Source organism: Microbacterium sp. ZKA21 (assembly GCF_050434165.1).
In the GTDB taxonomy this organism is placed as follows: Bacteria; Actinomycetota; Actinomycetes; order Actinomycetales; family Microbacteriaceae; genus Microbacterium.
In genome coordinates this window covers 66,276-86,113 of sequence record NZ_JBNPVV010000002.1, presented here as the reverse complement: position 1 = coordinate 86,113, position 19,838 = coordinate 66,276, and the positions used below count along the sequence as shown (strand labels likewise).

Genomic DNA, 19,838 nt, shown 5'->3' with positions numbered 1-19,838 from the left:
CTCACTCCTCCGTCACGTACTCGTCGGACACCGCGGCTGCGGCATCGCCTTCGAACCGGCGGTCGAACAGCACCTCGGCATCCAGTTCCTCGATGAACCCGCCGTCGGCGAGCAGGTCGGCCGAGGACTGCGCCCACTCGACGGCGGTGTCCCAGTCCGTCGGGAAGGAGGGCTTGCTGGCCAGCTGCCAGATGCGGTCGGCGTCCTCGGCCGTCACGCCCTCCGTGTCGACGAAGTAGAACTGCTTCCACTCGTCCGGGTGCTCCCACGCCCAGACCTGGGACTGCGCCCACACCCGGATGTAGTCGCGCACCGCGCGCACGTTCTCCTCGTCCTCGAGCACGGTCGTCGGCACCCAGAGGATCGTCAGCAGGTCAGGGACCTCGGCGAGCAGCGCGTCGGCGCCATCCTTTCCGAACTGGTCGATGTACTTCGTCACCGCCGGCTCAGACAGCGGAGCGATGTCGACCTGGCCGCCCTGCAGCGCCGTGAGGAACTGCGTGCTCGGCAGCTCGACGAACTCGACCTCGTCGTAGTCGATGCCGGCCTCCTGCAGTGTCCGCAGAACCGTGTCGCCCTGCGACTGCCCCTGCGAGAAGGCGATCCTCTTGCCGCGCAGGTCCTGCCAGTCGCTCAGATCGACACCCGGAGCACTCGCGAACACGTAGCCCGGCAGCGGACGCTCGAGCACGCTCACGATCGTCGCGTCGAATCCGATGTCGTGCGCCTGGATGGGCGGGATGATCGCGTTGCTCGCGATGTCGAGCGCACCGGCGCGGAAGGCCTGGATGACATCCGGTCCGGCGGCGGCATTCACCCATTCCTTGACGGCGAACTCCGGACCCTTCAGCTCATCTCCGGCGAGTTCGAGCTGCAACTGGGTCGTCCGACCTGCGACGCGCAGTTCGGTCTCGCCGTCCGGTGCGCCGGTCGGCAGGGGTTCGGATGCCGAGGACTGGTCGACCGCGGCAGAACCGGCACTCGCGCAACCGGCCAGCAGCACCAGGGCGGCGACCGCGCCGGCGACCGCGGGCAGTCGCCTCATCGATCGTCGTCGGTTTCGGGGGGAGGAGGCCATGGTGTGATCCTTTCGCTGGAGTCCGGTGACAGGAATCCTCCAGCGCGCGCACTCCGAGCGTCCAGCAATGCGTCACACGTGTCATCGCGTGACCGCGTGTTACCGCTGCCCGTGCGCGATCAGCGACCACGTGCGGCGGCCGGGAAACGACTCAGGGGCCGATCGCGCGTGGCGATCGGCCCCTCGCGACGGTCATGCGCCTCCCTTCGGCTCAGCCCCCGAGGACGCCCTCGAAGACCGATGTGGTTCCCGTCCGGGTCCACGATGACCGCCCACGCGCTCGTCTCGGTGATCGGCTGGCGCTCGGCGGCGACGCTGCCGCCCGCTGCCACCGCCGCCGCGATCGTCTCATCGATGGAGTCGACCTCGACGTACGACCGAGGTTGCGTGAAGCCTTGGTCACGCGGAGCGAGTCCACCGCCCGAGATCCCGTTCGGCGCCTGCCACATCGGGTATCCCTCGAACCCGGGCAGCTCCGCGATCTGCCAGCCGAACAGAGCCGAATAGAACGTCGTCGCCCTCGCCATGTCATCGACCGGGATGTCGATGTGGGTGATGTCTCCGTGCGCCATTGCCGCCACCTCTCGTCAGACCTGCGCGGCCCGCCTGCCGAGCCGTCGCGGACAGTCTGCTCCGGCCTTCGGGCATCGACAAGGGGTGTCCGCTCGCCTTCCGCTGTCATCATGTGATCGTGCGGAAGAGACGTCCGATACTTCACAAACGATTATCGATTAGTGTATGTTCGGGACATCCCTCCCGTGCACCACGAAAGGATCAACGATGATCAAGGGCCGTCACCTCACCGCGCTGGGCATCGCCTCGGTCGCCTCTCTCGCGCTGGCCGGCTGCGCCACGTCCGCACCGGCGGACAGCGACGAGAAGATCGAACTCAGCATGCTCGTCAACGTCACACCGAACCTCACCGAAGAGTACTGGAACGATCTCGTCGCTCCCTTCGAGAAGGAGCACGACAACATCGACGTCGTCATTCAGAACCCCGGCGCCGAGGGCGTGCACGCGGCCGTCCCCCGGCTGCTCGCAGCGGGCGACGCTCCGGACATCGTCCAGTCCATGGCGCCCACCACCGAGATCGCGCCCGAGCTGGTGGACCTGTCCGAGTACGACTGGGCGACCTCCGGCCCGCTCGCCGAGCAGTACACGATCGATGGCAAGTACTACATGGCCGGCATCGGGGTGCAACTGCAGAGCCTGTTCTTCTACAACAAGACCGCCTTCACCGAGGCGGGCATCACCGAGACTCCCTCCACGGTGGACGAGCTCACCGAGGCGCTCGGCAAGCTGAAGGCGGCCGGCTGGACGCCCGTGCAGACCGGCGGCGACTGGATGACCAGCCACACGCTGCAGGCGCTCGGCCTGCCGTCGATCATCGCGGAGCACCCCGACTGGTTCCAGGAGATGAGCGCGGGCGAGCTGACGTTCGGCGACACGTACAAGCAGGCGGTCGACACCTACGCGGAGTGGGTGGCCGAGGGCTACATCCCCAAGGAGGCCCTCGGCATCAAGTATCCGGATGCCGAACAGGCGTTCCTCTCCGGCAAGACCGCCGTGTACTCGATGGGCAGCTGGTTCGCCGGCACGCAGGCGAACGCCGCGGAGTCCGCCGACATCGGCGTGTTCCGCGCCCCCGCGTTCGACGCCGACACGCAGCCGTCGATGGGCGCCAACATCGCCAGCCCGTACTCGATCATGAAGTCCAGCGAGCACCAGGACGCCGCGGCCGAGCTGATCGAGTTCCTCGTCACCGATCAGGACGCGGTCAGCAGCCAGCTCGCCGTCGACGGCAACTTCCGCGACGGATACGAGTACGAGATGACCCCGCTCGGCGAGGAGCTGCTCGCGATCGTCGCCGATACCCCGGCCGATGCGTACACGCCGACCGGCAACGGCTACGGCGAGCGCACGCTGCCGTCGGAGTACTCCAACGAACTCAACACGCAGACGCAGGCCCTGATCGGCGGCACCTCCGCGCAGGAGATGCTCGACGCGATGGACGCGTGGTTCCTCGCGAACGCGAACTGATGCCCTGCTCCGGGTGCGGCTCGCGCCGCACCCGGAGCCCGCACGACAGAGGATCTCGAAGATGAGCCAGACCATGATCGCCCCACCGGCCACCGCCGAGCCGCCCAGCGCTGTCGCACCGCCGCCCCCTCGGCGCGGGAAGTCGACGGCCACGCGCGTCCGGAATGCCTTCCCCGGGTTCCTGATGGCGGCGCCCGCTGTCGTCGTCTTCCTGCTCATGTTCGTGATCCCGATGATCCTCGCGTTCGTGCTCAGCTTCACGAACTGGAACGGGTACAGCCTGAACTTCACGTTCGTCGAGTGGGACAACTACCTGAAGGCGTTCCGCAACCCCCGCTCGGTCGACGCCGCCATCTTCACCGCGATCATCGCGGTCGTCGGCACGGTCGTGTGCAACGTGGTGGGTCTCGCCATCGCGGCCCTCATCTCGGGACCCGGTCGCTCGAACACCCTGCTGCGCACCATCTTCTTCTACCCGTACGTCATCAGCGCCCTGATCATCGGCTTCCTGTGGTCGGCCATGCTCGCCCCCGAGGGCGCCGTCAACGGGATGCTGACGACGCTCGGTCTTCCCGCGATGCCGTTCCTCGTCGAGCCCGACTTCGCCAGGGCCTGCGTCATCTTCACCATCGTCTGGTCGCACTTCGGGTTCAACATGATCCTGTTCCTGGCCGGCATCAAGTCCGTCCCGATCGAGTACTACGAGGCGGCGACGGTCGACGGCGCGACCCGCTGGCAGCAGTTCCGCAACATCACGCTGCCGCTCATCGCCCCCGTCTTCACCGTCAACATCGTCCTCACCCTGGTCGGGCTCCTCAAGGCCTACGACATCGTGCTCTCCCTCACGGACGGTGGACCGGCCGGCTCGACGCAGACCATCGTCTACCAGATCCTCAAGGACAGCTTCGCGAACTCGAACCTCGGCTTCGGCGCTGCGCAGTCCGTCATTCTGCTCATCGTCACCGCCGTGCTGGGGCTGAGCGTCACCCTCATCCGCCGCCGCGCAGAGCGAAAGGTCACCGACTGATGAGCGCACGCACTTCCGCTCCCGTCCCCGCCCGCGTGATCCGCTGGATCATCCTCGGCGTCGTCGCGCTGCTCATGCTCGTGCCCCTGTACACGATGGTCGTCAACGCCTTCAAGCCGCAGGCGGAGATCATCGCCAACCCGCTCGGCCTCGACCCGGCGACCTTCACCTTCGACTATCTCTGGGCTGCGATCACGAGCTCGAAGTTCAACGTCATCGCCGCATACGGCGTGACGCTCCTGTTCGTCGCTCTCGTCAACGTCTGCTGCATCGCACTCGCGGCCCCAGTGGCGTTCGTCATCGCCCGCGGCCGCTCGAAGTGGCACATGGGACTGCTGCTCCTGTTCGTCTCCGGCCTGTTCATCCCGGGGCAGGTGACACTGATCCCCGTCGTCTTCGTGCTGCGTCTGCTCGGACTCATCAACACGATCCCGGGCTTCATCCTCTTCGAGACCGCCGCGACCCTGCCCGTGACGATCTTCCTGTTCGCGGCCTACCTGCGCACCGTTCCACGGGACATCGATGAGGCGGCTGCCCTCGACGGAGCAGGACGCATCCGGGCCTTCTGGTCCTGCATCTTCCCCGTCATGCGGCCGATCGTCGCCACCGTCGTCGTACTGAACTCGATCGGCGTGTGGAACGACTTCGTCAGCCCCCAGATCATCCTCGGCCCGAGCTCGGGCATCTACACCGTCACCACGGGCGTCTATGCGGCTGTCGGGCAGTTCGCCACCGACTACACGGTCGTCTTCCCGACGCTGCTGCTGGCCGTCCTGCCGGCCATGGTGTTCTTCATCATCATGCAGCGGCACATCATCGGCGGCCTCGTCACCGGCGCGACGAAGGGCTGACGATGTCGACGACCTCTCATACGACTCCGTTGCGATCGCTGCCCGCATGGGCGATCCTGCAGCGCCGACTGTTCGACGAGATCGAGGACGCCAGATGTCTCTTCGTCGAGCGGTACACGAACCCGGACGGGAGTCTGCGCGGAATCGCCGCGTTCCCCGATCGGGACGGCGTCGACGACCTGTACGAACCGTTCTTCAACTGGCCCGCGTTCTATCTGCTGGGCGGGCCGGATGCCGCGCTGGCCGACGCCAAGCGGCACTGGGAGGGCGTCACCGCCCAGCTCTCGACCGCCGGCATGCTGACCGACGAGTACGAGAACGGGTACGACTGGTTCCATCAGGGCGAGTCGGCGCTGCTCTTCCTCGGCATCTGCGCCGCCGATCCTGGCGATGAGCGCTTCGCCGAGCGGGCACGTCGGTTCGCGGCGCTGTACACCGACCCCCGGAACGGGAACTTCGACGCCGAGCACGACATCATCCGCGCCCCGCACAACGGCGCGCTCGGTGCTCGGCGCGGCCTCGAGGACGGCGCCCCGCGGCCGTACTCCGCCGCGCTGACTGAGATGCGCCCGTACGGACTGCCCGTGCAGGGCATCGATGGGATCGCGAAGTGGGAGGATCTCGCCGATCCGGAGAACGCGCGCCGCATGGCGGACGAGATGCAGCGCAGGGCCGCGGGAGATGTCGCGGTGAACCTCGCCGCCACGTCGCTCGTCGCCAACGCCTGGCTGTACGACGGGGATGCGCACTCGGCGGCCTGGGTGACGCGCTACGTCGACGGGTGGATGGCGCGGGCCGCGGCGAACGACGGACTGCTGCCGGACAACGTCGCCCCCGATGGAACGGTCGGCGGGCTTCAGGACGGCCGCTGGTGGGGCGGCCATTACGGATGGGCGTGGCCGCACGGGCTCCACTCCGTCGCCATGAGCGCCCTGATCGGCGGGCTCAACGCCGCACTCATCGCCGATGACGATCGCCCGCTCGACATGGTGCGGACCATGCTCGACACGGTCCTCGATCACGGCGTCCGCGGCAGAGTGGATGCGTCGGACTACAGCCTGCGCGGCGAGTGGAAGTTCCGGTTCGGCGACGCATCCGCGGACGAAGGTCTCCTCGTGCCGTATCGCCACGGCGTCGACGGCTGGTTCGACTTCGGTCCGCTCCAACTGGACCTTCCGACCTGGTTGTGGTGGTGGACGCGTTCGGATGCCGATCGCGCACGCCTGGACCGCGCGATCGACGGTATGCCCGAGGCCGTCGACCTCGTCGGCGAGTTCCGGGACAAGGAGGAGGCCGGCCACGAGGCCGGCTGGATCCGGTTCCTCAGCGGGGACCTGCCGGAGTATCCGGAGCGAGCGCTCGCCATGGCGCTCGGACAAGTGGCGCGTCGAGTCGCTCTCATGCGCACCGACGGCGACGACCCGGACGGGGCTCACCTGCATTTCTGGCAGCGGGTCAACCCCGTGGTCACCGAGGTGCTGTCCCAGCTCGTCACCGGCACCCCGCAGGTGCTCTACAACGGCGGGCTGCCGTTCTCGGCGATCGACTACGCCGATGCCGACCTCGATCGCCCCGGGCTGCCGGAGGACGTCGCCGCGCTCGTCGACCGCCTGGAATCCGACACCATCGGCATCCGCCTGGTGAACACGTCGACGACCCGCGCCCGCCGGGTGCGCATCCTCGCCGGACGCTTCTCGCGCACCCGCATCGCGAGCGCTGCGGTCACGGCCGAGGGCGACGACGGGTACCCGGGCCCGAGCGGCGCCTATGCCGGCATCCGCCTGACACCGTCGACACGGACCATCGACTGCCCGGACGGCACGCTGACCGTGGAACTGGCACCGGCCCATGCCGCCGAACTGACCCTGACCCTCACGCGGACTTCATCCGCACCGCACCATCGCACCGAAGGAACATCATGAGCGACACCCCCCTGATCCGCCCCGACTTCACGCTGCCCGTCCGCGGGCCGAGCTACGAGCGGCCGTCCGCCGAGCTGATGTCCTCGTTCGATCAGGTCTCCTCCGCCACCGCGTGCGCAAAGCTCCACGGCCTCGGCATCCGGCACAGCTACGTGGACGGCCCCGTCCCGCTGTCCCCCGGCCAGAGGGTCGTCGGCTCGGCGCTGACGCTGCAGTTCATGCCGCAGCGCGAGGATCTCGCCTCAGGACACGGTCAGGAGTACGCCGAACGGCACACCGCGCTGTGGCACGTTCTGGAGGCGGTGCAGCCGGGAGACGTGCTCGTCATCCAGGCGTACGGAAGCAGGTTCTCAGGCTGCATCGGCGACATCCTCGCCCGCTACTTCGCCCGCAAGGGCGGCGCGGGAATCGTCGTCGACGGCCGGATCCGCGATTCGGGCAAGATCCGCGAGCTCGGCATCCCCGTCTGGTCCACCGGGACGACTCCGCACTACGCCTCGCAATCGGAACTCACCCCCTGGGGGTACGACGTGCCGGTGGCCGTCGGCGGCTCGCTGTGCATGCCGGGCGACCTTGTGGTCGCGGACGACGACGGACCGGTCATCGTTCCTCGGGCCATGGCAGCGAGCGTGGTCGATTCGGCTCGCGACCATGAGGAATGGGAGGGCTTCAGCCGTCAGCGCCTGGATGAGGGCGCGCGCCTGAGCGACTACTACCCCCTGACCCCGGACAGCCGCGAGGAGTACGAGGCATGGCGTTCCGCGCAGAGCTCCGTCCGCTGACGGAGACCGACCACTTCCGCGACGATCTCGGGCTGGGCTGCGCGCCGATCGGCAACCTCTACACCGCGGTCGGCGACGGTGACGCCGTCGCCACGATCCAGGCGGCGCTCGACCACGGCATCCGCTTCTTCGACACCGCCCCCAACTACGGGGCGGGGGAGAGCGAGCGCCGGCTCGGCGCGGCGCTCGCGGGCATCGACCGCGACACCGTGACGCTCGCGACGAAGGTCGGTCGCATGATCGTGGATGCCGACGGCACCGAGATGCCCGTCGGCGCGAGCGGTGCCGGGCTGATCAGCGACGTCGGCTACGACGCCGTGTGGCGCAGCATCGAGGGCAGCCTGAAGCGCCTCCGCACGGATCGCATCGACCTGCTGCACCTGCACGACCCCGAGGACGTGGATGCCGCACTGTCCGGTGCGATGCGCGCGATGATCGAGCTTCGGGACCAGGGAGTCGTCCGTGCGCTCGGCGTCGGGATGGTGCGGACGGCGCCGCTCACCCGGTTCGCTGCGGAGGCGCCGGTCGACGTCATCATGGAAGCCGGTCGGCTGACCCTGCTGGACAGGACCGCCCTCGACGAGCTGCTACCTGCGGCCGCCGCGCACGGCGTCGGCATCCTCGCCGCGGGCGTGTACAACTCGGGCGTCCTCGCCGACCCGCGCGGCGTCGCGTATTTCGATTACCACCCGGCACCGCCCGCGACGGTCACGACGGCACTGCGGCTCGAAGAGGCCTGCCTCCGCGCGGGCGCGAGCCTGGCCGACGCCGCCGTCCAGTACCCCTTCCGGCACGATGTCGAGGGGGTGATCGTCGGCGCCAGGACTCCGTCCGAGGTGGAGGCGTTCGCCGCGAGTGCGAGCGCCCGGATCCCGGACGCGCTCTGGTCCGAACTCGACCGGATCGCAGCCGGCTGACATGCGCATCGTCGACGCCCACATCCACCTCTGGGATCGCACACGGCATCCGCTGACCTGGTTCCGTGACGACATGGGGCTCGCGCCGCGGGTGACGGCGGCCGACTTCGAGGCGGAGGCGGCCGTGGATGCCGCGATCGCCGTGCAGGCCGCCGACACTCTCGACGAAGCCGCCTGGCTCGCCGCGCAGGCCGCACGGAGTCGGATGCTGTCGCGCATCGTGCTGCAGTACTCGGCGGCACAGGGCGTGTGGGCCGGAGCATCGGCTCCGGCGCTGGGCCCGTCGGTCGCCGGGCTTCGAGCGGCGATCCCGCAGTGCGCCGCCGATCTGTCCGACGTCGCAGGGCTGGACGCCCTGGCCGACGGCCTCACCCGCACCGACCGCATCCTCGAGTTCCTCATCCGCCCGGAGCAGCTCGCCGGTGTCGCGGTGTTCGCAGACCGGCATCCCGAGCTGCGCATCGTGCTGTGCCATCTAGGACTCGGCAACAGCGCCCCGACCGCCCCCTGGCGCTCCGATCTCCTCGAGCTCGCACAGCGGGGCAACGTGCACGCCAAGATCTCCGGCGTCGTCGGCACTCGGACCGATCGTGAACGACGGGTGATCGCGGATGCCGCGCTCGAGGCCTTCGGCCCGGAACGGCTGATGTTCGGCAGCGACTGGCCGATGTCCGCTCGGCACCTCTCGCACGCCGAGGCGGTCGCCGCGACCGCGCGGATGCTGTCCGGGCTGGGGCCGGATGATGCCGCCGCCGTCTGGCACGGCACCGCCGATCGGGTCTACGCGCTCGGTTCGTCCTGATCCTCGAGGAGCGTCCCGGCCGCGTGACGGCGGAACAGGACGGAAGCCGCTTCCGGATCGCCGGCGTCGAGGACGTCCAGCAGCCCACGGTGCCAGTCCGCGACCTCGTGCCAGTCCCCCGTGAAGGTCGGGTCGCCGAGCACGTGCATGACGCGCAGGCTGGGTTCGAGCAGGTCCCACATCTTGGGGAGGTACACGTTGCCGCTCGCTTCGATCACGGCGCGGTGGAACACGAAGTCGAGTTCTCGGAATGCCGGAAGGTCGGATTCATCGGCCGCCGCGTGCATCTGCTCGATGAGCGTGGTCAGCTCGGTGCGACGATCAGCATCCAGATTGCCGCTGGCCAGCCGTCCGGCGAGGCCCTCGAGCTCGACACGCGCGATCTTGGCCTGAGCGGCCTCGTCGTCGGTGTAGGTCGCGACGAAATTGCCCTGGTGGCGGATGTGCGACACGAGCCCTTCGTGCGCCAGCCGCTTCAATGCGTCGCGCACGGGTGCCTGGCTGACCTCGAGCTGACGGGCGAGCTGCGACTCCACCAGCTGCTCGCCCGGTGCGAGGCTGGAGTCCTTGATCATCGCCTTGATCATCAGGTAGATCTGGTCGGAGAGCAGCCCTCGCTGCAGTCCCTGCGGAGCCAGTGCTTCTGCCATGCCCACCATCTTACGTTCATTATCGACTATCGCTAATGGCGCGGTCCGCAGGCCCGGGAGGGCCCGCGGACCGCGCCACCGGCTCACTTCTGCTTCTTCTTGACGGACACCGTCAGCTCCACCGTGCCGTCCTGGTACTCCACGGTCAGCTTCTGGTGCGGGCGCACCCGCGCGCTGTCGAAACCGGACACCATCTCCGGGGTCACGTCGACCCTGGTCGTCGTGCCATCGCTCCAGGCCACGTCCAGGACCATCCCGGTCACGTCCAGCTCATCGCCGATGAGGTACTTCACCTTCGGAGCGGCATCCGCAGCCCACGCGACCCCCGTCACGGTTGCCGGCGGCGCGACCCTCGTCAGCGTGAGGCTGTTCTGCTTGGCGTAGTGATAGACGTTGAAGAACCCGTCGGCGCCGATGCGCAGGTTCTCTCTGGCATCCAGGCGATTCCACACGGTCTTCCCGTCCACCTGGAGGACGATGCGGGTTCCGGTCCCCTCGGCGACAGCACCGAACGCGATGCGATGCGTGCTTCCCGGCTCGATCGCCGTGTTCGGGATGATGTCGAGCATCGTCTGCCCCGGACTCCAGCTCTGGAACTCGATCGTGTCCTCCTTGATCACCGCGAGGTACCCGGTGTTGGAGTTCTGCCAGGCGGGGATGCCGGTCTGATCGGACCGGACCTGGAAGCCGTACCAGCCGCCGTCGAATGCGCCGAAGGTCGCGTCGAACTCCAGCAGTCCGTCTCCGAAACGTTCGGCCTCGTAGCCGTGCACGCCCTCCGCGCCTACACGGATCGTCCCCTGATCGAAGTCGAGCTTGTCCGACTGGGTCCAGTTCGCCGCATCGGCGAGCTGATCGCCGAGCGCGACGGTCGGGTGCTCGGCATCAGCGACCGTCACCACCGTCGTCGCCGAGATCGACGGGTCGGCGACCGACGTGGCCGTGATCGTCGCCTCACCGGCGGCGAGCGCGGAGACCGTGCCGTCCGCGACCGATGCCACGGCCGGATCGCTGCTGGACCATGTGACGCGAACGTCGCTGGCGTCCTGCGGCGACACCGTCGCGATCACCGGTCGGCGTTCGCCGGTCTGCAGGGCGAGCTCCGCCGCGTCGAGCGCGATGCCGTCGACCGGGACCGCCGAGATCGAGAAGCCGATGTCGTCGAAGTCCAGGTGCGAGAAGCCCTCGGTGTAGAACCCCACCTTCCCGGCGGCACCGGGTGCCGGATCCGCACCCTCGAGCACGACCTCCCCGTTCACCACGATGCGGATCGCACCGTCCTGCACGGCGATGCGGACATGGCTGGTCGCCGCGGCCGGCAGTGCCTTCGCCGGGTCGAGGACGACCTCGCCGACCGTCTGCCACGCGTTGTCGAAGATCGTCCACGTCGGACCGGCCGTCGCGTTGCGATACCGGATGTAGCCGCCACCGGCGCTGTTGCGGTTGTAGACGATCATGACGGCGTTCGCGGGAATCGTCTCGGGCGTCGTGACGTCGAAGTCGAGCACGAAGTTCGTGAAGTCCCGCGGCAGCTGCGAGTTCGCGCCGTTCACGATCCGGTAGACGTGATCGCCGTCGTCTGCGGTGACGATGCTGCGATTCGGGTCCGTCGGCCAGCCGTTCGAGCCGTCCTCGAAGTCCGTGAAGTGCAGCACTCCGTCACCCTCGCCGACGGTCACCTCAAGGGTGTCCGTGATCCCCGCATCGGATGTCGCGCTCACCGTCACGGTCGTCGAACCGGGCGCCATGCCGGTCAGCTTGCCGTCCTCGACGGTCACGATGGCCTCATCGGCCGATGCGTAGACGAGGCCGGCGTCATCCGCGTTCCACGGCAGAGGCTTCGCTCGCACGAGCAGTTCCTTGCCGACGTCGAGTGCGACCGCATCCGCGTCGAACGCGACCGCCTCAAGCGGCACCGACTCGGGCGACTGCGTCTGGCCGATGTGCCCCTGGGTGCCGATCTCGTCGAAGCCGATGTCCTCGAATCCGGGGATCTGCGCGAACACGGCGGCGTCCTCGGCCAGACGGTAGTCGCCGTTCGCGGCATCGACGAATCCGGGGTCGGCGTCGCTCACCCAGTTGCTGTCGTAGTTCAGCAGCTCCTTGACGTCTCTCGCGCCCTGTGCGTTGACCTGCGCCTGGCGAGGCACGGTCGGGTTCCACACGACGTTCCTGGCGAACGTGCTGTGGTCGGGGAAGTAGTGGTCGTCTTCGAAGAAGTGGCCCAGCTCGGGGTACTTCTCGAGATACGGCGTGCCGACGAAATCATTGTTATCGGCGAACACCTTCTCCCATTCCGGCATGTAGGAGCGATCGACGACGTTGCCCTCCTGATCGCCCATCCACAGCTCGTAGTTGTCGTACGGCACGTTCGCGTCGACGAAGATGTTGTTCGTCGCCTCGATGTAGTCGGCCGAACCGCTCTTGATCGCGCTGTTGCCCATGTTCACGAAGATGTTCTTCTCGATCCTGAGATCCCATGTGAAGTTGTCGGCGTAGATCCCCTCGACCCCGGCCATCCCTGCTCCGATGTCATGGAAGTAGTTCTGCCGGAACACGTGCCCGCGCTGCTGGGGCGTCATCCCGGAGTTCATGTAGATCGCCCCGAGATCGTGGAACGTCTTGCAGACGTCGTAGACCTCGTTCTGCTCGAACAGATGGTCATTGCCGTGCACGATGATGCCGGGGTGCGGGGCGTCGTGGATCTCGTTGCCGCGGGCCACATTGCCGACCCCGTCGAACATCACACCCGGGTTGTAGGCCTTGTGGTAGTACGCGAAGTCGTGGATCTCGGAGTTCTGCACGCTGTTGTTCCCCGGCGTCAGCGTCGTCTTGTCGCCGCCCTGCAGCACGACACCGACCCCGCCGATGTGGCTGAGCTCGCTCGCGAGCACGGCATGGTCCTTGCCGCCGCGGTTCACGGGGATGCCGTCGTAGGTGTACCGCCCCGGCGAGTTGATGAGCACACCGCCATCGGTGAAATTGCGGATGTCGCTGTGCTGGATCGTCACGTTCGAGCCGCCGAGGATGACGGCGGCCGTGGCGCGCCCGTACTCGAGCACGAGATCGTCGAAGGTGATGTGCGAGGCGCCGTCGGCGCGGATCATCGGCTCGTCGAGCGTCGTCACCACCGGCGCCCCTCGCCCGGCGAGGAACGCCGCGTTGGGCACGAGGTACAGCTTCCCCGCGGTCCGGTCGATGTAGTACTCCCCCGGAGCGTCGAGCTCTTCGAGAAGGTTCTGCGCGAAGTGGAAGTCGGGGAACCAGCTCTTCATGATCCCGGACATCTCGCCATAGCGCAGGGTGATGGTCTTGGCCTCGGTGTCGATGGCCTCGATCTTGTTGTACGACCACTCCCAGCTGTAGCCGAAGATGCCGTCCAGCCAGACGTCCTCGGCCTGCGTCCAGTGCTGCGGGCGGTCATACGTGTAGGCGAAGGTGCCGCCGCGTTCCTGAAGGTCGGCATCCGCGCGCGTGGGGCCAGGATCGATGATGTCGCCCATCTGCACCGTCTCCTTGGCCGCACCCGCGTTGGGCCAGCGGGCGAGCGTCATGCCCTGCCCATCGATGTAGAGCTCCATCGGCGGGGTGCTGCTGACGTCGTTCGCCATCCAGTAGCCATGGCGGCTGAGCTGGCCGTAGTCGTCGATGCCGAGCGCAGCCAGATCGATCTCCCGGATGTCGTCCCTGGCGGACTCCTCGATCACACGGTCCAGGACCGTCTGGTCCTCGGTCAGGCGGAAGTCCTCGTACGCGAGCGTCTGGCCGCCGGTCAGGGTCGCGACCTCGCCGGGGTACGACCGGTAGACGATGGGGGCGTCCGCCGTACCCGAGTCCTCGGCGCCGAGCGCGAAGGAGGCGGAGCGCTGGTAACTCCCTTCGCGCAGGTAGACGGTGGCGCCGTCCGCCGAGAGAGTGCCGGCCTGCTTGCGCTCGCGGATGAGGTCGCGGGCTGCCTCGAGTGTGGCCAGCGGCGCATCGACGGAGCCGCCCGCCTCGTCGTCGCCGTCCGTGGCGATGTAGATGGCGTCCCCCGGCGGCTCATCGACGGCGGATGCGGGTTCGGGGTGGAGCGTCGGCAGGGCCGTCGCCACCAGGGCGGTCAGGATCAATGTCGTCGCAGCTCGCTTCATCGCGGTCTCCAGACTCAAGGGCGCCGCGCAACGGTGCGCGGCAGGGTGGACGCGCTTCACGCTAGCGTAATCGATAATCGACTGGCAAGTATCGATTGGAGAATGTCGCTACCCTGAACCGATGCTCCCTCTCCTCTGGCTGACCGGCCCCTCCGGCGTCGGCAAGTCCACCGTCGGCTGGACGCTGCAGCAGCGACTCACCCGGTCGGGCACTCCCGCAGCATTCATCGATGCCGATCAGCTCCGCAACGCCGCCGGAGTCGAGGCCGGCGAGGACGACTTCATCGCCGACGGGCTGCTCGCGCTCGAACCTCGCTTCCGCGCCGCGGGCGCCCGGCTGCTGATCGTCGCCGGGATCATGGATGACGAGGCCCATTTCGCGCGGCTGCTGCCCGGTGCCACTCGCGGGCACGTGCGCGTGGTCCATCTCGGCGCGGCCGACGACACACTCATCGAGCGGATCGAGAAGCGGCGATGGAACGTCGAACTCGCCCCGGAGTCGGTCGCCTACGCTCACGGGTTCGACACGAGCTGGGTCGATCTCTCGCTCGACACGACACGGCTGCCTGCCCATCGGATCGCCGATGCGCTCGTCGGGCTCGCCGAGGACCTGATCGATTCCCCCGGCGCGCAGCGCCCGCTCGTACCCGAATCGGATGCCGCGGCGACCGTCACCCTGGTGAGCGGCGCCGGCGGGGTCGGCGCCTCGACGACCGGCTTCCTCGCGTTCCTCAAGAGCGCGTGGGCCGGCGAGAGCGCAGGCTACATCGACAGCCACCAGCTCGGCTTCTTCGGCGACGACCCTCATGCCGCGACCGCAGTGGCGCTGCGTGCTGAGAACACGGCGGCGCTCGTCCGGGTCATGGCGGACCGGGGGATCGCGCAGGTCATCGTCTCCGGCGACGCCACCACGGCGCACGGGCTCGCACGAGCACTTCCGGGGGCACGCACGATGTGGTTGCACGCGTCGCCCGACGCCATCGCGGCACGGATCCGCGCTCGCGCCGCAGGCGGCGGCCCACCACTCGCGGGGGACCGTCGACTCGGGCTGAGCGGAGCCGAGCTCGCGGCATCCATCGCAGAATCCGTGCGGGAGGCCGCCGACCCAGGCTTCCGACCAGCCGGCAGCGTCGTCATCGACACCGACGGATGCTCCGCGGAGCAGGTCGCCGGTCAGATCATCGCTGCTCGATAGCCTCCCTCAGTCCGAGGCATGGCCGACGACGCCCTTGCGCAGCAGCGCATTGCCGTACTTGCGCATCTCACCCGTGCGGACCAGGAGGAACGCGTCCTTCGCGACGTCGTAGTAGGCGAACCGCTCGACGAAGCGCGTCGTCGCCTCGACCGTACCCGCGGCGGCCATCAGTTCGCGCTGGACGTCGAGCACCACGGCATCCGCCGACTCCATGAGGTCGAGCCCCGGCGCATCATCCAGAGGCAGCACCGTGCGGATCGCCGAGACGACTTCGGGGGTCGTGGTGCCCGGGAGGTCGACCACGCGTGCGCCGAGCGCCCACGCCGGGAAATGAGCATCGGCGACCACGACCGAATCGGAGTGCCCCATCCGGTCCAGGTGCAGCAGCAGCTCCCCGGTGAGGAGCGGATGGATTCCTTCAAGCATCCCGACCCCCGGGGATGAGTCCTTCGTCGGCGAGCTCCGCCCAGAGGTCGGCCGGTATGCCGAGGGCGGCGTATTCGGCATTCTGGCGCAACTGGGCCGGTCGGCTGCCGCCGACGACGACCGAGCGCACGGCCGATGCCTGCAACGGGAACTGGATCGCCGCCGCGGGCAGGGGAACGTCGTGCGCGCGGCAGATACCGGCGATCCGCACGAGGCGGTCCCACAGCTCGTCCGGCAGCGCGCCGTACTCGTAGCGTCCGTCGCGACGCGGCTCGCCCTGAGCGAGCAGGCCGGAATTGAACACGGATGCCGCGACGATCCCCGTCCCGGTCTCGTCGCAGGCGGGAAGCACATCGGCGGCGGCCGGCTGCTCGAGCAGCGTGTAGCGGCCGGCGACCATGACCGTGTCGAGATCGGCTTCGCGCACAGCGCGCGCGAGCGCCTCCGAGACCATCGAACCGACGCCGATCTGGTCGACCTTGTGGTCGGCGCGCAGACGTTCGAGCGCGGGGAGCGCGCTGTCGATCGCGAGGTCGAGGTCATGCCGCTCCGGGTCGTGCAGATACAGGATGTCGATGCGATCGATCCCCAGACGCCGGCGTGATTCGTCCAGGCTCGCGCGGATCCCGGCATCCGAGAAGTCCCACGCCCTCGTCAGATCGTCGGGCACATGGAAGTCGTTCGCCGTATCGAGCCCGCCGGTGCGGTCGGGGTTGGGGCGCAGCAGCCTGCCGACCTTGGTGGACAGCACGAATTCGTCACGCGGCTTCGTCTGCAGGAAGGCCCCGAGCCGCCGCTCCGACAGCCCGAGTCCGTAGTGCGGAGCGGTGTCGTAGTAGCGGATGCCGCTCTCCCACGCCGCATCGAGGATCGCCCAGGCCTCGTCATCCGTGAGCGCGCGGAAGAGATTGCCGACGTTCGCGGCGCCGTATCCGAGTGCCGGAAGCTCACGCGACGACATGCGCACCGGTCCAGGTGTAGGTCGCGATGCTCTCCGCCTTCATCTCCATGCCGGCTCCGGGCGCCGTCGGCGCCATGTACGAGCCGCCCCGGATGTCGGTCGGCACGACGAAGTGCTCGTGCAGATGATCGACGAACTCGATCAGGCGCCCCTCGCGCGTGCCGGTCACCGCCACGAAGTCGAACATCGACAGGTGCTGCACGGCTTCGCACAGGCCGACTCCTCCGGCGTGCGGGCAGACCGGGATGCCGAACTTCGCGGCCAGCAGCAGGTTGGCGATGTTCTCGTTGACGCCGGCGACGCGCACCGCGTCGATCTGCATGACGCCGATCGCGTCCGCCTGCAGAAGCTGCTTGAAGATCACCCGGTTCTGCGCGTGCTCGCCGGTGGCGACCCTGATCGGGGCGATGCCTCTCGCGATCTCTGCGTGGCCGAGCACGTCATCGGGGCTCGTGGGCTCCTCGACCCAGGCCGGGCGGAACTCTGCGAGCGCGTTCACCCAGGCGATCGCCTCCGACACCTCCCACCGCTGATTGGCGTCGATCGCGATCGGGAAGTCCGGTCCGACGACCTCGCGCGCCTTGCGGAATCGACGGATGTCGTCCTCGAGGTCGGCACCGACCTTCAGCTTGATCTGCGTGAACCCGTCGCCGAGCGCCTCACGGGCGAGGCGCTCGAGCTTCTCGTCCGAGTATCCGAGCCAGCCGGGGCTGGTGGTGTACCCGGGGTAACCGCTGGCGAGGAGCTCCTGTTCGCGCTCCGCGCGCCCGGGCACCGCCGCTCGCAGGATCTCGAGCGCGTCCTCACGCGTGAGGGCGTTCGTGAGGTAGCGGAAGTCGACCAGATCGACGATCTCCTCAGGGGTCATCCGGGCCAGCAGCTGCCAAAGCGGGAGTCCGGCGCGCTTGGCCTTGATGTCCCACAGCGCATTGATCACGGCCCCGATCGCCATGTGCATGACGCCCTTCTCCGGGCCGAGCCAGCGCAGCTGCGAGTCGCCGATGATCTCCCGGAACGTGCCGCCCATGTCGTCGAGCAGAGGCTCGAGCTCGCGGCCGACGAGGTGGCCGGCGAGCGCGTCGATCGCGGCCACCTGCACGTCGTTGCCCCGGCCGATCGTGAAGACGAAGGCATGACCGGCATCCGCGGCATCCGTGCGGATGACGACGTATGCCGCGGAATAGTCGGGGTCGGGGTTCATGGCGTCCGAGCCGTCCAGGCTCAGCGACGTCGGGAAGCGGACGTCGGTGGTCTCGAGTGCGACGATGCGGCTCACGATTCTCCTTCAGATCTCTTGGAGTGTAAACATCCGATGTCTATACTGTCAATGACAGCGGCCGCCACTGGCCACCTCCCCGACGAAGCAGGAGAATCATGAAGTTCGCGCGGCTTGGCGCCCCTGGATCCGAGATTCCCGTCCTCGTGCACGGTGATCGCCACCTCGACCTGCGACCCGTGACATCCGATGTGAACGGCGACTTCCTGGCCGGCGACTTCCGCGCCAGGGTCGCTTCGGCTCTGGATGCCGGCGAACTGACCGATCTCGCCGGAGCAGCCGACCTGCGCATCGGAGCCCCCATCGCACGACCGAGCGCGGTGATCTGCATCGGGCAGAACTACGCCGCACACGCCCGCGAGTCCGGGGCGGAGCCGCCCACGATCCCGATCATGTTCCTGAAGACCCCCAACACAGTGGTCGGCCCGAACGACGCCGTGACGATCCCGCGCGGCAGCGAGAAGACGGACTGGGAGGTCGAACTCGGCATCGTCATCGGCGAGCGCGCCGCGTACCTCGATTCTCCGGATCAGGCGGCTGCGCACATCGCCGGCTACGTCGTCGCGAACGACGTGTCGGAGCGGGCGTTCCAGATGGAGGTCTCCGGCGGGCAGTGGTCGAAGGGCAAGATCGCGTTCGGGTTCAACCCCACCGGCCCCTGGCTGGTCACCCCGGAAGAGGTCGACGTCGACGACCTGCGCCTGCGCAGCTGGGTGAACGGCGAGCCGCGGCAGGACTCGAACACGAACGACATGATCTTCGACGTGCGGACGATCGTGCACCACCTGTCCCAGTACGTGACCCTCGAACCGGGGGATCTCATCCTCACGGGGACACCGCAGGGCGTCGCCTTCGGCGGGAAGTTCCCGTATCTGAAGGCGGGCGACGTGGTCGAGATCGAGATCGAGGGACTCGGGCATCAACGCCAGGAGTTCGTGGCATGGGAGGCGGCGGAATGACCGGCACCGAGCTCGCTGAGCCGGTCGAAGCGCGCGGAGCCGGCCGGCTGCACGGCCTCGTCGCGATCATCACCGGCGGGGCCTCCGGCATCGGCGCTGCCATCGCCGAGCGGCTGCACGCCGACGGCGCCGAGATCGCCGTGCTCGATCGCGATCCGTCGGGGACGGCGTTCCCGGCGTTCACCGCCGACGTCTCGGATCGCGCCTCGGTGGATGCCGCCGTCGCCGCCGTCGCCGAACGCTTCGGGCGCATCGACATCGTCGTGAACAACGCCGGCATCGGCGCGGTCGGCGACATCGCCGCGAACGACGACGACGAATGGGCGCGCGTGCTCTCGATCAACGTCACAGGCATCGCGCGCGTGACCTCGGCGGCACTGCCCTGGTTGCGGCGTTCACCGGCGGCTGCGGTGTGCAACACGGCATCCATCGCCTCGACGACCGGTCTGCCCCAGCGTGCGCTGTACACGGCGTCCAAGGGCGCCGTATCGGCTCTGACCCGAGCGATGGCAGCCGACCACCTGCGCGAGGGCATCCGCGTCAACGCGGTCAATCCGGGAACCGCCGACACCCCGTGGGTGGGACGTCTGCTGGACCAGGCTGACGATCCGGCCGCGGAGCGCGCCGCGCTGGAGGCTCGACAGCCGCATGGCAGGCTCGTGTCCCCGCAGGAGGTCGCTGCCGCGGTCGCCTATCTCGTCGGACCGGATGCCGGGTCGACCACCGGCACGTTCATCGAGGTCGACGGCGGCATGGCGCAGCTGCGCCTGCGCGCGGAGTAGGCGCGCGAGGGGTCGCGAATCGTCGCGCCTCGCCGGT

General features: G+C 68.4%; 16 protein-coding genes and 1 pseudogene. 10 read left to right on the top strand and 7 right to left on the bottom strand.

Annotated elements, in window-relative coordinates; translation table 11 throughout:
* Position 1: 1 nt before the first annotated feature.
* Positions 2-1,045 carry an ABC transporter substrate-binding protein gene (locus M2317_RS04760; protein ID WP_429457819.1) on the bottom strand — a complete coding sequence of 348 codons (1,044 nt, stop codon included), beginning with the start codon at positions 1,043-1,045 and terminating at the stop codon, positions 2-4.
* Positions 1,046-1,311: 266 nt separating this feature from the next.
* Positions 1,312-1,650: pseudogene (locus tag M2317_RS04755) on the bottom strand (VOC family protein); the annotation flags it as partial.
* A gap of 208 nt (positions 1,651-1,858) precedes the next feature.
* Here M2317_RS04755 and M2317_RS04750 point away from each other — a divergent pair.
* The 7 genes from M2317_RS04750 (at position 1,859) to M2317_RS04720 (ending at position 9,419) form a co-directional block, all read left to right on the top strand.
* Positions 1,859-3,118: an ABC transporter substrate-binding protein gene (locus M2317_RS04750; RefSeq protein ID WP_429457817.1), complete on the top strand. Its 1,260-nt coding sequence runs from the start codon at positions 1,859-1,861 to the stop codon at positions 3,116-3,118.
* A gap of 61 nt (positions 3,119-3,179) precedes the next feature.
* Positions 3,180-4,145 (top strand): carbohydrate ABC transporter permease, encoded by a 966-nt coding sequence (locus tag M2317_RS04745; RefSeq protein ID WP_429457815.1) that lies wholly within the window; start codon positions 3,180-3,182, stop codon positions 4,143-4,145.
* On the top strand, positions 4,145-4,996 hold the full coding sequence (locus tag M2317_RS04740; protein WP_429457813.1) for a carbohydrate ABC transporter permease: 852 nt from the start codon (positions 4,145-4,147) through the stop codon (positions 4,994-4,996). The genes M2317_RS04745 and M2317_RS04740 overlap by 1 nt, the downstream gene beginning before the upstream one ends.
* Before the next feature lie 2 nt (positions 4,997-4,998).
* Complete coding sequence (locus M2317_RS04735; protein WP_429457812.1) at positions 4,999-6,918, top strand: hypothetical protein; 1,920 nt, start codon at positions 4,999-5,001, stop codon at positions 6,916-6,918.
* Complete coding sequence (locus M2317_RS04730) at positions 6,915-7,700, top strand: ribonuclease activity regulator RraA (RefSeq protein ID WP_429457811.1); 786 nt, start codon at positions 6,915-6,917, stop codon at positions 7,698-7,700. The genes M2317_RS04735 and M2317_RS04730 overlap by 4 nt, the downstream gene beginning before the upstream one ends.
* Entirely contained in the window at positions 7,670-8,617 is a 948-nt protein-coding gene (locus M2317_RS04725) for an aldo/keto reductase (RefSeq protein ID WP_429457810.1), read from the top strand. The genes M2317_RS04730 and M2317_RS04725 overlap by 31 nt, the downstream gene beginning before the upstream one ends.
* 1 nt (position 8,618) lies before the next feature.
* Positions 8,619-9,419, top strand: a complete 801-nt coding sequence (locus tag M2317_RS04720) for an amidohydrolase family protein (protein WP_429457809.1) — start codon at positions 8,619-8,621, stop codon at positions 9,417-9,419.
* On the opposite strand, the gene M2317_RS04715 is transcribed toward M2317_RS04720, so the two are convergent.
* On the bottom strand, positions 9,398-10,069 hold the full coding sequence (locus tag M2317_RS04715; protein WP_429457808.1) for a GntR family transcriptional regulator: 672 nt from the start codon (positions 10,067-10,069) through the stop codon (positions 9,398-9,400). The genes M2317_RS04720 and M2317_RS04715 overlap by 22 nt on opposite strands.
* Positions 10,070-10,152: 83 nt before the next feature.
* Positions 10,153-14,202, bottom strand: coding sequence for an Ig-like domain-containing protein (locus tag M2317_RS04710; protein WP_429457807.1), 4,050 nt, complete (start codon positions 14,200-14,202; stop codon positions 10,153-10,155).
* A 121-nt stretch (positions 14,203-14,323) separates the two neighbouring features.
* On the opposite strand from M2317_RS04710, the gene M2317_RS04705 reads away from it, so the two are divergent.
* Positions 14,324-15,397, top strand: a complete 1,074-nt coding sequence (locus M2317_RS04705) for an AAA family ATPase (RefSeq protein ID WP_429457806.1) — start codon at positions 14,324-14,326, stop codon at positions 15,395-15,397.
* 6 nt (positions 15,398-15,403) lie between these two features.
* On the opposite strand, the gene M2317_RS04700 is transcribed toward M2317_RS04705, so the two are convergent.
* Genes M2317_RS04700 through M2317_RS04690 form a run of 3 tightly spaced genes read right to left on the bottom strand, consistent with a single transcriptional unit; the run spans position 15,404 to position 18,060 of the window.
* Positions 15,404-15,823, bottom strand: a complete 420-nt coding sequence (locus tag M2317_RS04700; RefSeq protein ID WP_429457805.1) for an RbsD/FucU family protein — start codon at positions 15,821-15,823, stop codon at positions 15,404-15,406.
* A complete protein-coding gene (locus M2317_RS04695; protein ID WP_429457804.1) occupies positions 15,816-16,784 on the bottom strand; it encodes an aldo/keto reductase in 969 nt (322 codons plus the stop codon). Before M2317_RS04695 ends, M2317_RS04700 begins: the two co-directional genes overlap by 8 nt.
* Entirely contained in the window at positions 16,771-18,060 is a 1,290-nt protein-coding gene (locus M2317_RS04690; protein WP_429457803.1) for an L-fuconate dehydratase, read from the bottom strand. Before M2317_RS04690 ends, M2317_RS04695 begins: the two co-directional genes overlap by 14 nt.
* Before the next feature lie 98 nt (positions 18,061-18,158).
* On the opposite strand from M2317_RS04690, the gene M2317_RS04685 reads away from it, so the two are divergent.
* Both M2317_RS04685 and M2317_RS04680 read left to right on the top strand, forming a co-directional pair.
* Positions 18,159-19,019 carry a fumarylacetoacetate hydrolase family protein gene (locus M2317_RS04685; protein ID WP_429457802.1) on the top strand — a complete coding sequence of 287 codons (861 nt, stop codon included), beginning with the start codon at positions 18,159-18,161 and terminating at the stop codon, positions 19,017-19,019.
* Complete coding sequence (locus M2317_RS04680) at positions 19,016-19,801, top strand: SDR family NAD(P)-dependent oxidoreductase (RefSeq protein WP_429457800.1); 786 nt, start codon at positions 19,016-19,018, stop codon at positions 19,799-19,801. Before M2317_RS04685 ends, M2317_RS04680 begins: the two co-directional genes overlap by 4 nt.
* The last annotated feature ends 37 nt before the right edge of the window (positions 19,802-19,838 follow it).